Raw genomic sequence first — 13,241 nt, forward strand, 5'->3', positions numbered from 1 at the left:
CTTCGGGTTTCGCGGTGCGCGATTCACGGGAATCCGTTGTCTCATGATGCGAACGCTGGTGCGCGGGGCCCTCGCGGGGGCGGTGCCGGCGCTGCCGGTTCTGGTGGGGGCGGCCCTGGTCGGGGCGGCGAGCGGCCTGCGCAGCCAGACCGGCCTGGCGGCCGTCGCCCTGACCACGCCTGCCGTGCACGTGTCCCGGCCGGTGGCGCTGCTGTCCGGGCACCGGGGGAGTGTCGGGGCCGCGACGGCGGCTGTCGGGGAGATCGTCGCGGACAAGTTCCCGGGGATTCCGAGCCGCCTCAGTCCGGCGGGGGTGACGTCGAGGGTGCTGCTCGGGGCGCTGGCGGCGGCCGCGTTGGCGGCGGCGGCCGCCCGTGACCCGGAGCCCCTGGATGCCGTCCCGGCCCCGGTCCCGGTCCCGGCCCCCGTCGCGGGCGGGCCGCGTGACGCCTGGTTCAGCGAGGACGCCTACCCGGCGCCGGCCGGCCAGGACCCGGCGGTTGTCGCGGTCGCCGCGACGCTGGGGGCGGTCGCGTCGGTCGCGACGACCTTCGCCGGGGCGTGGTGGCGCCGGGCGCAGTCCCGGCACCGGCCGGACTGGCCGGGGGCCGTCCTGGAGGACTCGGTGGCGGTCGGCCTGGCCTGGGCCGGTTGCGCGGTCGCGACCTAGCTCGCCCGGCGGGCCTGCTCGTCGGGCTGCGGCCGGGGCCGGCTCGCGGCCGCCGAGCGGGACAGCCGGAACGCCGAGACGAGGAAGAAGATCCCGCCGAGCAGGGCGTAGCCGGCCAGGGTGGTCAGTGACGGGTTGTCCTGCGAGGCGCTGCGGAAGAAGGACGCGCCGGCCAGGACGGAGACGCCGCCGCTGACGATCATGGCCCACTGGCCGCCCATCGCCCGCCGCGCCCGTCCCACCAGGAGCTGGACCAGGCCGGAGACCACCGCCCACGCGCCCCAGACGCGCAGCACGTCGGCCGTCCCCGAAGCGCTGGCGACCGCGATCCCGACGGCGGCGAGCGCGCTGATCGCCATGTTCGCGTACAGGCCCTTGACCGGCCCCGCCCCGGCGACCCGCCCTGGCCCGGCGGCCCGCGCCGACCTGGCGTCCACGACCGCCGCGGCCACGTCGAAGGCGGGATAGAGGAACAGCAGCAGCTTGGCCCCGGTGGTGAGGTCGGAGCCGGACACCAGCAGGAGCACGGCCCACGCGGCGGCGAAAACGAAGCGGATGAGGTAGAGCCGGCTGAGGGCGGGCGCGGTGTGCGGGGCGGGGGCGGGCTCGGTGGGGACGGCGGTTGCCATGGGGTTCTCCTGTGGGTGAGGGTCGTGATCGTGATGTAGAGAGAACGGTCTCTCTTGTTCGAAGCGTGGCACACTCCCGGCCGCAAAACAAGAGAGAGCGTTCTACCTGCTAAGGTGGACGTATGACGCAGACGGATGTGAGCACCGGCACGGGCAAGAGGGTCTCCGCGGCTCGCGAGCGGCTGCTGAAGACCGCCGGGCAGCTCTTCTACGCGTACGGCATCCACACCGTGGGCATCGACCGGCTGGTCGCCGAGGCGAAGGTCACCAACGCCACGTTCTACCGCCACTTCCGCAGCAAGGAAGACCTCGCGGTCGCCTACATCGGCAGCGTCGACCAGGCGATCCGCGGCCAGCTCGACTCCCTGATGACCGCGGACGCGCGGCCGGACGGCATACTGCTGGGCATCGGCGCGTCCCTCGTCGAGCAGATCCGCTCGCCCGGCTACCGCGGCTGCGCGTTCCTCAACGCGGCGGCGGAGTTCCCCGACCCCGAGCACCCGGTCCACCGGGCCGTCGTGCAGCACCGCGACTGGTACCTGCGCACGGTCACCGGCCTGTTCGCCGAGATCACCACCGTGGAGGCCGACCACGCCGGACGGCACTTCGTGATGTGCCGCGACGGGGCGATGAGCGCGGGCTACCTCGGCGACCCCGTCCAGGCCGGCGAGACCCTGATGCGCGGCATCGAGGGACTCCTGCGCATCCACACCGCCCGCGGCCTCGACGCCGCCGCCGACCCCGTCGCCCCCGCCTCCGCGGCCGGCCCGGCCGCGCAGACGTCCGTCCCGGACATCGCGTGCTCACCGTCCGGCGAGTAGCCGCAGCTCAGACGGTCCGGTGGGGGTGGGTCCACAGGCCCCGGGCCTGGAGGAGGGGGAGGACGCCCTCGCCGAACCAGTAAGCCTCCTCCACGTGGGGGTGGCCGGACAGCACGAACTCGTCGATGCCCAGGGCGTGGTACTCGGCGATGCGGTCCGCGACCTCCTGGTGGCTGCCGACCAGGGCAGTGCCCGCGCCGCTGCGGACCAGGCCGAAGCCGGCCCACAGGTTGGGTGAGATCTCCAGGTTCGCGGTGCTCCCGCCGTGCAGCGCCAGCATCCGCCGCTGGCCCTCGGACTCGCTGCGGCCGAGGCCCTCCTGGGCGGCGGCGATCAGGGCCGGGTCGAGGCGGTCGAGCAGCCGTCGCGCCTCCGCCCACGCCTGCTCGGCGGTGTCGCGCGGGATGACGTGCAGGCGGATGCCGAACCGCACCCGGCGGCCCTCCTTCTCCGCCAGCGCGCGGATCCAGCCGATCTTCTCCGCGACGGCGGCGGGCGGCTCGCCCCAGGTGAGGTACACGTCGCTGTACCGGGCCGCGACCTCGCCGGCCGCCGGAGACGAACCGCCGAAGTACACCTCGGGCACCGGGTCCGGCAGCCGGCCGAGTTTCGCGCCCTCCACCCGCAGGTGCTCCCCGGCCAGATCGACGGTCTCCCCGGCCCACAACCCCTTGACGATCGTGAGGAACTCGGCGGTACGCGCGTACCGCGCGTCCTTGTCGAGGAAGTCGCCGTAGGCGCGCTGCTCGCGGCTCTCGCCGCCGGTGACCACGTTGAGCAGCAGCCGCCCGCCGGAGTGCCGCTGGAAGGTCGCCGCCATCTGCGCGCCGAGTGTCGGCGAGATCGATCCCGGGCGGAAGGCGACCAGGAACTTCAGCCGCTCGGTGGTCTGGGCGAGCATGGCCGTGGTCAGCCAGGCGTCCTCGCACCACGCCCCGGTCGGGGTGAGCGCGCCGACGAAGCCGAGGTCTTCCGCGGCCCGGGCTATCTGGGTGAGGTAGCCGATGGTCGCGGGCCGGTCGCCGCCGGCGGCCGCGATCGGGGTGCCGTGGCCGCCGCCGACGATGTGCCGGCTGTCGCCGTAGGTGGGCAGGAACCAGTGGAAGGTCAGGGTCACGGGGTCTCCGTTCGGGGTACGGCGGTCTTCCGGTCGAGGCGGCGGAGTCGGACGACGGGGGCGGGAGAGGGTTGTCACCAGCCGCGGCCACGTTCCGGGGCGGCGGGTACGGGGGCCTCGTCGGCGGATGTCTCCCGGGGCGTCGCACGTGTGGCGCCTCCAGCGCTGCACGCGCGGCGGCGGGGCGTGGCCGCCGGCCCGGCCGGATCCGGCACGGTGGCTTACGTGCGGCGGGCTCACGTGCGGCGGCCTTATGCGCGGCGGGCTTATGTGCGGCGGCCTTACGTGCGGCGGCCTTATGCGCGGCGGGCTTATGTGCGGCGGCGGCTCGCGGTCAGCGGCGACAGGTGGCGCTGGCGACGCGCGCGAGGTCGATGTGGCGCCGCTTGGTGAGGCTGCGCATACCGTTCACCCTCTCGCTCCCGCCTTCGCGGCACGGATGCCTTCCGCCCGCCGGCCAGCGTATGCGCCCGCGCCCCGCCGGGTCGAGAGGACCCGGCGCCCACTCCCGACTCGGCCGTCCCGGTCCGTCCGCTGTCCCCGGCGGGGCCGGCTCCCGGCCGATCAGCTCATCCCCCGCCACCGCGCAGCGCCGGAAGTACGGTCTCGGCGATCCGGTACGACTCCTCCAGCAGCGGATTGCCGGACAGGATGAACGTGTCCACACCCAGCTCCTGGAACTCCCGCAGCCGTTCCACGACCTGCTCGGTGCTGCCGACGACGGCCGTACCGGGCCCCGGCCTGAACAGGCTCATCCCGGGCCACAGATTGGGATGCTTCTCCAACTCCCTTGCGTGCCGCGGCACTCGGCCCCCGTGCTGCCGGAACTGCCGGGCCCAGCCCTCCCCGTCCTTGCCCTCCGGGTCCCCGAGCATCCGGGTGTACGTGGCCTGGCTGGTGACGTCGAGCAGCCGGTCGGCCGCCGCCCACGCCTGCTCCTCGGTGTCCCGGACGATCAGGTGCAGCCGCAGCCCGAGCCGCAGTTGGCGGCCGTGGTGCGCGGCGCGCTCGCGCACCCGGTCCAGCTTCTCCTTCAGCAGGTGCGGCGGCTCGCCCCAGGTGAGGTAGACGTCCACATGCTCGGCGGCCATCTCGATGCCCGGCGCGGAGGACCCGCCGAACCACAGCGGGGTGTGCGCCCCGCCCTGGATCGCGGTCAGCTCCCGCAGGCCCGCGCCGGCCTGCGTCAGCTCGTAGAACCGGCCCTTGTGGTCGAAGACCTCGCCGGCGGTCAGCCGCTTGACGATGTCCCAGTACTCGGCGCTGAGTTCGTACCGCTCGTCGTGTTCCAGCTGGAGTCCGGCCTGCCGCAGTGCCTCCGTCGAGCCGTTGACGACGTTGAACCGCAGCCGGTCCGGCCCGAAGAGGTGGGCGAAGCTCAGCGCCATCTTGGCCAGCATGGTCGGCGAGATCAGTCCCGGGTGCACGGCGAGCAGCGGCTTGAAGCTCGGCCTGGTCACCGCGGCGACCGCACTGGCCAGCGGCCAGACGTCGTAGAGGTCGGTGGCGAACAGCGCGCCGTCGTAGCCCAACCGGTCGACCGCGACGCCCAGTTGCTGGAGGTACGCCAGGTCGGCGGTGCGGCGTCCGGCGGGCTCCCAGGGGTAGGCGCCCTCGCGCGGAATGATGTACCAGAGGATCTCGGGGGTGGGCACGGTCACTTCTCCGCGGATTCGGGGGCTGCGGCGGTGGCGGCCAGGGACTGCGCGGCGACCGCGTCCAGGCCCGGGTGGCGGGCGTCGGCGACGGTGATCGGACGGGCCAGGAAGCCGGCCGCGGCGAGGATGTCGGCGGCCTCCTGCTGCTCGGCGACGAAGGCGTCCGAGACCGGCTCCAGCCGCCAGGGCAGCGCGGCCAGCGCCTGCCGCCAGTCCGCGGCCGAGCCGCCCTGGTCCTGTGCGGCGATGCCGGCGGCCTCGTCCAGGTGGCTCGCGGCCCAGTCGTCGGCGGCCTGGAGGGCCCGGGTGATCAGACCGACCAGTTCGGGGCGGGCGTCGGCCAGTTCACGGCGGGTGAAGAAGACCGAGCGGTCCGCGATCAGGTCGCCCGCCTCCGCCAGGGTGCGGACCCCGCCCTCGCGGCGGGCCGCGGAGAGTTCGGCGCCCTGGCCCACCCAGGCGTCGGTCCTGCCGTCCAGCAGGTCCTGGTGGGAGTCGGCGGTGGAGCGCTCGGCGGTGATGTCGGCGCCGTAGGAAAGCCCCTGCTGGGCAAGGGACTTGGCCACGAAGTGGGTCTGCCAGGAGCCGATCGCCAGGTGCACGGTACGGCCCTTGAGGTCGGCGATCGACGTGATGTCGCCGTCGGCGCGGACCAGCAGGGCGCCGTGGCCGGGACGCGGTGCCGAGACGGCGGCGTAGACCAGGTCGTGGCCGTCCGCCTGCGCCGACAGCGGCGGGGTGGAGCCGGTGCCGCCGAAGTCGATGGTGCCGGCGGCCAGCGCCGCAGCCGTGCCGAGGCCGCCGATCTGGTGCCAGGCCACGGTCTCACCGGACGGCCGGAGCAGCTCCTCCAGCAGGCCGAGCCGGGACAGGTGGTAGAGGGAGGGGTTGGCCTTGTGCACACCGATGTTGACGGTCATGAGCTGAACTCCTTCGAGATGGCCGGGCCTTGGGCGGACGCGGGTGCGGGCGCGGACGGCGGTGCGGGGTCGAGTGCGGAGTCGGAGGCGGGATCGGACGCGGCTGCTCCGGAAGCGGCTGCCCCGGCGGCGGGTGCGGCAGCCGGCTCGCCGCGGTGCACGCCGAGTTCCGTGAGCAGCCGGGTGCGCAGCGCGGCGAACCGCGGGTCGGCGCTGTCGCGCGGGTGGTCGATGGCGATCCGCTCGTCGGTCGCCAGCCGGCCGTCGCGCAGCACGGCCACCCGGTCGGCCAGCCGGATCGCCTCGTCCACGTCGTGGGTGACGAGCAGCACGGCGGGCCGGTGCCGGCGGCAGAGTTCGCCGACCAGGTCGTGCATCCGCAGCCGGGTCAGCGCGTCCAGTGCGGCGAACGGCTCGTCGAGCAGCAGCAGTTCCGGCTCGCGGAGCAACGCCCGCGCCAGCGCGACCCGTTGAGCCTCGCCGCCGGACAGGGTGGCGGGCCAGGCGTCGGCGTGCCCGTCGAGGCCGACCTCGGCGAGCGCGCGCCGGCCGGCGTCCTTGGTGCGCGGACCGCGCGGCAGCCCGACGGTGACGTTGGCCAGTACCTTCTTGGAGGGGACCAGCCGAGGTTCCTGGAAGACGATCGTTCGCGCCTCCGGCACCAGCACGGTGCCCTCGTCGTGCCGGTCGAGGGCGCCCAGGATGCGCAGCAGCGTGGTCTTGCCGGTGCCGCTGGCGCCGAGCAGCGCGAGGAACTCGCCCTGGGCGACGTCCAGATCGAGGCCGGCCAGCACATCGCGGGCGCCGAAGGTGCGGCGCAGGCCCCGGATGCGGACAGCGGCCACGCGCTCGCCGCGCCGCGTCCCGCCGGTGTCGGTGTCGGTGTCGGTGTCGGTGTCGGTGTCGGCCAGTGTCTTGTTCATCGTGCGCTCCCCTGGCCGCGCCACGGCATCAGCAGCCGTTCAAGCAGCCGCGCCGTGCCGTCCGCGACCAGCCCGATCAGGGCGTAGATCAGGATGCAGACGGTGAGGATGTCGGTGCGCGAGTACTCCTGCGCGGTGGACATCAGGTAGCCGATCCCGGCGGTGGAGTTGATCTCCTCGGCGGCGATCAGCGCGATCACGCTGAGCGTCATCGACAGCCGCAGCCCGGACAGCAGCGCGGGCAGCGCCCCCGGCAGCACCACCTCGCGGACCAGTGCCAGCCGGCCGAGGCCGAAGCTGCGCATGGCCTCCACCAGCTTGCGGTCGGTGTTGCGCACCCCGCCGGCCGCCGAGACGTACATCGGGAAGCTGGTCGCCACCGCGATCAGCACCACCCGGGCGGTCTCACCGATGCCGAACCAGACCATGAACAGCGGCACCAGCGACAGGAACGGGATGGTGCGCAGCAACTGGAGCGAGGAGTCGAGCAGTTCCTCGCCGAGCCGGGAGAAGCCGGTGAGCACGCCGAGCACCAGGCCGGCCGAGGCGCCGATGGCCAGGCCGAGGCCGGCCCGGGTGAGCGAGACCGAGAGCGCGTCGCCGAGCTGGCCGCTGGTCCACAGCTCCCGGAACGCGGACAGCACCTGCCGGGGCGAGGCGAGCAGCGCGGGGCTGAGCGTGCCGGACGCGGACGCCCAGATCCACAGCAGCACCAGCGCCACCGGGCCGAGCAGCCGCAGGCCGAGGCTCAGGGTGCGCGGGCGGGGCCTGGCCACCTTCGGCCGCGGCGCGACCAGGCCGGGCGCCTCCGGGTCGGCCGACGTACCGATCGTGAGGGTGCTCATTTGCCGCTCGCAGCGGTCGCGTTGATGTCGATCACGTGCGGCTTGACGTCGAAGGCGCCCTTGGTGATCTTCTGGTCGGCGAAGAACGCCGCCACGGTGGCGAAGTGCTGGAGCTGGGTGGCGCCGATCGGCTGCGCGGTGCCCAGCGCCTTGTCGATCGGCAGCTCGACCGCCTGCTGCGCGGCGTTGACCGCCTCGGGTCCCGAGTCGGTCTTGACGTTGAGGTACGCCTGCGGATTCTGCTGCTGCTTGAGCCCGGCCTCGTGCAGGTAGTCGTAGAGCGCCTTGACGACCTCGGGGTGCTGGTCGGCGAAGGCGTTGCGGACCGTCCAGACCGCGTAGTTCTCCGAGCCGACCTGGCCGCCGGTGGTCAGGAAGCGGGCGTCCGCCTTGGCGATGGTCGGGACGGAGTACGTGCCCCAGGTGGACCAGGCGTCCACCTGCCCGGAGTTGAACACCGGGCCGACCTGGTTCGGCTGGAGGTAGACCCGCTTGACCTTGTCCACCGGGATGTGCTGCTGCTGGAGTGCCTTCAGCAGCAGGTACTCGCTGGTGCCGCCGTGCCAGACCGCGACCTTCCGGCCGACCAGGTCGCTGACGCTGTTGATGCCGGAGTCCTTCTTCACCAGGATGCCCTCGCCCAGCTTGTCCGGGTCGACGGCGGCGAACAGCTTGAAGCCGGGCGTCTGGGCCAGTGCGGCGATCGCGGAGGTGATCGAGCCCTCGGCGAAGTCCAGCGCATTCGCGTCGAGTTCCTGGGCGGCCGGGGCGAACGCGCCCGCGGTGCCGGTCCACGCCACCTTGGCGTGCACCTTGGCCAGCGCCTTGGCGAGCGAGCCGTCCTTGCGGCCGAGGGCGAGCACGCCGGAGTTGCCGCCGTCGGGGATGCGGACCGTGATGGTGGAACCGCCGCCGGCGGTGTCCGCCCGGGCCGAGCCGGCGGAGGACGAGGAGCAGGCGGCCAGACCGAGCGCGGCGAGCAGTGAGGTGGTGGCGAGGGCGAGCTGACGGACGTTCACGGAGGTTCTCCAGGAGGTGCGTGCCGGGGTCGGCGCGGATTCAGGGGGTGGTGGCGGGGACTTCGGCGGCGCCGGCGGTTCCGGCGCCGGGGGTTCCAGCGCCGGCCGTTCCGGCGTCGGCGGTTGCGGCCGAGCCGGTTCCGGCGGGGGCCGCGGCGGCCCGGGCGGCGCGCAGTTCGCGGGCCCGGCGCAGCGGCTCGTGGTCCGCCCAGCCGGCGACGTCCACCGGCGCCGGCAGGAAGCCCTGCTCGGACAGGAACCGCTCCTGCCGTGCCAGCAGCGACAACCGCTCCTGGCTGAGGTCGAGTCGCAGGCTGTCGGCGGTGCCCTCGCGGTAGGCGCCGGCCACCCCTTCGGGGCCGGCCCCGGTCTCGGCGCCGAGGATCCGGGCCAGGTCGCCGGGGTGCCCCGCCGCCCAGTCGGCGGCTTCGAGCAGTACGGCGAGGAAGCGCGTCACCAGGTCGGGCCGCTCGTCGAGCAGCCGCTGGTGGACGGTGATCGGCCGCGGGGTGCCGTTGTTCACCCGGGCCCGGCGGTCCGGTACGGCGTCCAGGTCGATCGCGACCTCGGCCCCGTACCGGCGGGCGGTCTCCACGGCCACCGCGCCCTTGACGTAGACGGCGTCCACCCGGCCGTCCCGCAGTGCGGCCAGCTCCCCTTCCCACTGGCCCTGCCGTACGCCGGGCACCTCGACGAGTTCGGCGTCGGCCAGCGAGAGTCCGGCCAGGCCGAGCGCGCCGGCGTGGCCGTGCAGCGCCATCGCCCGCCAGAAGTCGATGGCGATGTCGTGGCGGGGTACGGCAAGCCGCCGGCCGCGCAACTGCTCGGCGGAGCGCAGGTCGCTGCCCTCGCGGACCAGGATGGACTGCCGCTCCTCGATCCAGGTCAGCGCGATCAGCCGGGTCGCCTCGCCGCGCGAACGCGCCCACAGGGCAGGGACGTTGCCGCCCTCGCGGAACAGCGCGGTCAGTTCGTGGGTGTAGTGGCTGAGCGGCAGCCCGTCGGCCTCCGCACGGTCGGCCGCGTCGCGCAGCGAGCGCACGGCGATGCCGTCGGGGGCGAACTCCGCGGCCAGGCTGCCGCGTTCGGCTGCGATGCCGGTGGCGGTGGGGACGGGGCAGCGGGTGAACCAGATCTCGTGCGGTTGCGACATGGGTGCTCCAGGCGGCAGAGGCGAAGGGCGGGGCGCGGGCACGGGGCGGCCGTGCGGGCGCGGGCTGTTGGCACCACCACGCGAGAAGTGCCGCGAGCGGGGGCCGGCCGTCGGTCAGCGACAGGAGGCGCCGCGGGACCGGGCGAGGTCCAGGTACAGCCGGGCGGACAGCATCGGGCGGAACGGGCTGAGCAGGCCCGGCGCGGCGGTCGGCATGGTCATCGCGGGCTGCTCCCTCCGGGTCCGGTGCGTGGCGTGTGGTCTCGAACGGAGGCTGGCACACGCGTTCGGCCGAGGGCAACCCTTCCCATGATGTGGGAAGGGTTGTGCAAGAGAGAGTTCACACCACGAGACGTGGCGCAATGTTCTGGCAACAGTTGCCAGAACGTGGCAGCCTCCGCATGCTTGCCCCATGACCACGGACGCGCGCTCGAAGGCCGCAGACGCGCCACCGGGAGCGCAGGCGGTCACTCGCGCGCTCCGGCTGCTGCACTGTTTCCGCGACAACACCGGCGAGTTGAGCGCCTCCCAACTCGCCCGCCGCATGGAGCTCTCGGTGTCCACCGCGCACCGGCTCGCCCGGACCCTCGTCGCGGCCGGCTTCCTGGAGCAGGACGGGCACAGCGCCCGGTACCGGCTCGGCCCGTCCGTCGCGGAACTCGGCCAACTCTCCCTGCACCAGCGGGGGATGCACCGGGCAGGCCCCGAACTGGACGCGCTGGCACGGGCCACGGGCACCACCGCCGACCTCGCCATCCGCAGCGGCGCCCACGCGGTGATCCTGGTCGGCGGATCGGTCAACCCGGCGGCCGGCCTCGGCCTGCGCCGGCCGCTGCACTCCACGGCGCTCGGCAAGGTGCTGCTGGCCTGGGCCCGGCCGGGCGAGCAGGATCTCGCCGCGCTGCCCCCGCTGCACGCCCACACCGACCGCACGATCACCGAACTCGACGCGCTGCGCGAGGAGTTGGAACGGGTCCGGGCGGCGGGGCACGCGCTCAACGACGGCGAGTCCGCCTACGGCGTCCGTACGGTGGCGGTGCCGGTGCTCGACGCGGCCGGCCACGCGCACTCCGCGCTGGCGCTGCGCTCCACGCCCGACGTGCTCACCGACGCCCGGCTGCCGTGGTTCACCTCCCGCGCCCACGCGTGTGCGGCGGCGCTCGAAGTGCTGCTGCTGCCGCCCGACCAGCGCCGCTCCCGTACCGCCGACTGACCGCGCGCCTCAACCAGCAGCCCACCGCAGGCGCGCCGCACACCGGGTGTACCTCAGCCCTCCTCCTCCGCCGCGATCGCCGGGATCACGCCGCCCGCCCGTACCGTCGCGCGGCGGGACGGCGGCAGGTGGTGGTGCAGGGCGTAGGTCTCGTCGCGGGTGGTGTTGCGGACCGTCACGTGCGGGTCGGCGTCGGCGGCGAGGGCCGCGTGCAGGGACTCGAAGCGGAGGTCGTCGCCCTGCTCGATCCGGTCGTAGTCGGCCGGGTCGTCGAACTCCAGGGCCAGTACGCCGAAGTTGGCGAGGTTCTGCCAGTGGATGCGGGCGTAGGACTTCGCGATCACCGCGCGCAGGCCCAGGTAGCGGGGGGTCAGGGCGGCGTGCTCGCGCGAGGAGCCCTGGCCGTAGTTGTCGCCGCCGACGATCACATGGCCGCTGCTGCCGTCCGCGTCGCGCTGCTCGGCCGCCCGCTTCGGGTAGTCCGGGTCGATCCGGGTGAAGGTGAAGTCGGCGAGCTTGGGGATGTTGGAGCGGTAGGGGAGCGCGCGGGCGCCGGCCGGGGAGATCTCGTCGGTCGAGACGTTGTCGCCGGTCTTGAGCAGCACGGGCGCGTCGAGGGCGTCCGGCAGCGGGTCGAGGTCGGGCAGCGCGGAGATGCCCGGGCCGCGGTCGAGCGTCACCCGCCGCGCCTCGTCCGGGGGCAGCGGCGCCTCCAGCATCGCGTCGTTCGCCGGCTCGCGGCGCAGCCCCCGTACGGCGGGCGCCTCCACGAGACCGGCCTCCTTCGCCCACTCCCGCGGGTCGGTGATGGCGCCGGTCAGCGCCGAGGCCGTCGCCGTCTCCGGGGAGCACAGCCAGACGGCGTCGTCCTCGGTGCCCGAGCGGCCGGGGAAGTTGCGCGGGAACGTGCGCAGCGAGTTGCGGCCGGCGGCCGGGGCCTGGCCCATGCCGATGCAGCCGAGGCAGCCGGCCTGGTGGATGCGCGCGCCCGCGGCGATCAGCTCGAACAGCGCGCCTGACCTGGTCAGGTCCTGGAGGGTGTCGCGGGATGTCGGGTTCACGTCGAAGCTGACGCCGGCCGGGGTCTGCCGGCCGGAGACCATCGCGGCGGTCATCGCGAAGTCCCGCAGCCCCGGGTTGGCGGACGAGCCGATCACCACCTGCCCGCACGGCTCCCCGGCCACCTCGCGCACCGGGACGACGTTGCCCGGCGACGTCGGCCGCGCGATCAGCGGTTCCAGCGCCGACAGGTCGATCTCGTCGGTCAGGTCGTACGTGACGTCCTCGGCGGCGGCGACCGGCCGGAAGGCGTCCTCGCGGCCCTCGCTGCGCAGGAAGTCCCGGACGGCCTCGTCGGCGGGGAAGACGCTGGTGGTGGCGCCCAGCTCGGCGCCCATGTTGGCGATCACGTGCCGGTCCATGGCGGTGAGCGCGGCCAGGCCGGGGCCGTGGTACTCGATCACCTTGTTGACGCCGCCCTTGACGCCGTGCCGGCGCAGCATTTCCAGGACGACGTCCTTCGCGCTGACCCAGTCGGGCAGCTCGCCGGTCAGCCGGACGCCCCAGATCTCCGGCATCGTGATCCGCAGCGGGCGGCCGGCCATGGCGAGCGCCACCTCCAGGCCGCCGGTGCCGACCGCGAACATGCCCAGCGAGCCGGCGGCGCAGGTGTGCGAGTCGGAGCCGGCCAGCGTCTTGCCGGGCACGCCGAAGTGCTGCATGTGCACGGGGTGCGAGACGCCGTTGCCCGGCTTGGAGTACCAGACGCCGAAGCGGTGGGCGGCCGAGCGGAGGAAGGCGTGGTCCTCGGCGTTGCGCTCGTCGGTCTGGATGATGTTGTGATCGACGTACTGGGCGCTGAGCTCGGTACGGACCCGGTCGAGGCCGATGGCCTCCAGCTCCTGCATGACGAGGGTGCCGGTGGCGTCCTGGGTGAGGGTCTGGTCGATCCGCAGACCGATCTCCTCGCCCGGTTCCATCCGGCCCTCGAGGAGGTGGTCGGCGATCAGGCGGTGGGCGACGCTTCCGTTGGTGGCCGGGGGGTGGGGGGTCTGGGGCGTGGCTTCGGGCGTGGCCTTGGGCGTGGCCTTGGGCGTGGCTTTGGACGTGGCTTCGGGCATCGGTACCTCCGCGCGCTGTCGGCAGCACACTGCGCGTACCCGAGGTGGGGGAGGTCACACGGGGGCGGCCGTGGTGACGGGCCGCCGGGGCCGGGCGGAGCTGGGCCGGGGGCGCCCCCGGGGGCTCCCGGCTGGTGGCTCGTGGCTCGCGGC

At 74.1% G+C, this 13,241-nt stretch carries 13 protein-coding genes; 3 read left to right on the forward strand and 10 right to left on the reverse strand.

The window, feature by feature from the left end; translation table 11 throughout:
• Window positions 1–43: 43 nt before the first annotated feature.
• A complete protein-coding gene (locus ACQPW6_RS20510; protein ID WP_433891110.1) occupies window positions 44–670 on the forward strand; it encodes a DUF4126 family protein in 627 nt (208 codons plus the stop codon).
• Here ACQPW6_RS20510 and ACQPW6_RS20515 read toward each other — a convergent pair.
• Complete coding sequence (locus tag ACQPW6_RS20515) at window positions 667–1,299, reverse strand: hypothetical protein (RefSeq protein WP_433891111.1); 633 nt, start codon at window positions 1,297–1,299, stop codon at window positions 667–669. The genes ACQPW6_RS20510 and ACQPW6_RS20515 overlap by 4 nt on opposite strands.
• Before the next feature lie 122 nt (window positions 1,300–1,421).
• On the opposite strand from ACQPW6_RS20515, the gene ACQPW6_RS20520 reads away from it, so the two are divergent.
• Window positions 1,422–2,120, forward strand: coding sequence for a TetR/AcrR family transcriptional regulator (locus ACQPW6_RS20520; RefSeq protein WP_433891112.1), 699 nt, complete (start codon window positions 1,422–1,424; stop codon window positions 2,118–2,120).
• A gap of 7 nt (window positions 2,121–2,127) precedes the next feature.
• On the opposite strand, the gene ACQPW6_RS20525 is transcribed toward ACQPW6_RS20520, so the two are convergent.
• The 8 genes from ACQPW6_RS20525 to ACQPW6_RS20560 all read right to left on the reverse strand — a co-directional run bounded on the left by ACQPW6_RS20525 (window position 2,128) and on the right by ACQPW6_RS20560 (window position 9,755).
• On the reverse strand, window positions 2,128–3,237 hold the full coding sequence (locus tag ACQPW6_RS20525; RefSeq protein WP_433891113.1) for an LLM class flavin-dependent oxidoreductase: 1,110 nt from the start codon (window positions 3,235–3,237) through the stop codon (window positions 2,128–2,130).
• A gap of 334 nt (window positions 3,238–3,571) precedes the next feature.
• On the reverse strand, window positions 3,572–3,640 hold the full coding sequence (locus tag ACQPW6_RS20530; protein WP_433894603.1) for a putative leader peptide: 69 nt from the start codon (window positions 3,638–3,640) through the stop codon (window positions 3,572–3,574).
• 166 nt (window positions 3,641–3,806) lie between these two features.
• Complete coding sequence (locus ACQPW6_RS20535; protein ID WP_433891114.1) at window positions 3,807–4,898, reverse strand: LLM class flavin-dependent oxidoreductase; 1,092 nt, start codon at window positions 4,896–4,898, stop codon at window positions 3,807–3,809.
• Window positions 4,895–5,815: an ABC transporter substrate-binding protein gene (locus ACQPW6_RS20540; protein ID WP_433891115.1), complete on the reverse strand. Its 921-nt coding sequence runs from the start codon at window positions 5,813–5,815 to the stop codon at window positions 4,895–4,897. The genes ACQPW6_RS20535 and ACQPW6_RS20540 overlap by 4 nt, the downstream gene beginning before the upstream one ends.
• The gene (locus tag ACQPW6_RS20545; RefSeq protein WP_433891116.1) at window positions 5,812–6,738 is read right to left on the reverse strand and encodes an ABC transporter ATP-binding protein; all 927 of its coding nucleotides are present in this window, start codon (window positions 6,736–6,738) and stop codon (window positions 5,812–5,814) included. The genes ACQPW6_RS20540 and ACQPW6_RS20545 overlap by 4 nt, the downstream gene beginning before the upstream one ends.
• The gene (locus ACQPW6_RS20550; RefSeq protein WP_433891117.1) at window positions 6,735–7,583 is read right to left on the reverse strand and encodes an ABC transporter permease; all 849 of its coding nucleotides are present in this window, start codon (window positions 7,581–7,583) and stop codon (window positions 6,735–6,737) included. Before ACQPW6_RS20550 ends, ACQPW6_RS20545 begins: the two co-directional genes overlap by 4 nt.
• Window positions 7,580–8,602: an NrtA/SsuA/CpmA family ABC transporter substrate-binding protein gene (locus ACQPW6_RS20555; RefSeq protein ID WP_433891118.1), complete on the reverse strand. Its 1,023-nt coding sequence runs from the start codon at window positions 8,600–8,602 to the stop codon at window positions 7,580–7,582. Before ACQPW6_RS20555 ends, ACQPW6_RS20550 begins: the two co-directional genes overlap by 4 nt.
• Before the next feature lie 40 nt (window positions 8,603–8,642).
• Window positions 8,643–9,755, reverse strand: coding sequence for an ABC transporter substrate-binding protein (locus tag ACQPW6_RS20560; protein ID WP_433891119.1), 1,113 nt, complete (start codon window positions 9,753–9,755; stop codon window positions 8,643–8,645).
• 412 nt (window positions 9,756–10,167) lie between these two features.
• On the opposite strand from ACQPW6_RS20560, the gene ACQPW6_RS20565 reads away from it, so the two are divergent.
• On the forward strand, window positions 10,168–10,968 hold the full coding sequence (locus ACQPW6_RS20565) for an IclR family transcriptional regulator (protein WP_433891120.1): 801 nt from the start codon (window positions 10,168–10,170) through the stop codon (window positions 10,966–10,968).
• 53 nt (window positions 10,969–11,021) lie between these two features.
• Here ACQPW6_RS20565 and ACQPW6_RS20570 read toward each other — a convergent pair whose 3' ends face one another.
• Complete coding sequence (locus ACQPW6_RS20570; RefSeq protein WP_433891121.1) at window positions 11,022–13,088, reverse strand: aconitate hydratase; 2,067 nt, start codon at window positions 13,086–13,088, stop codon at window positions 11,022–11,024.
• Window positions 13,089–13,241 lie beyond the last annotated feature (153 nt).

It is taken from the genome of Streptomyces sp. CA-111067 (assembly GCF_050956065.1).
GTDB lineage: Bacteria > Actinomycetota > Actinomycetes > Streptomycetales > Streptomycetaceae > Actinacidiphila.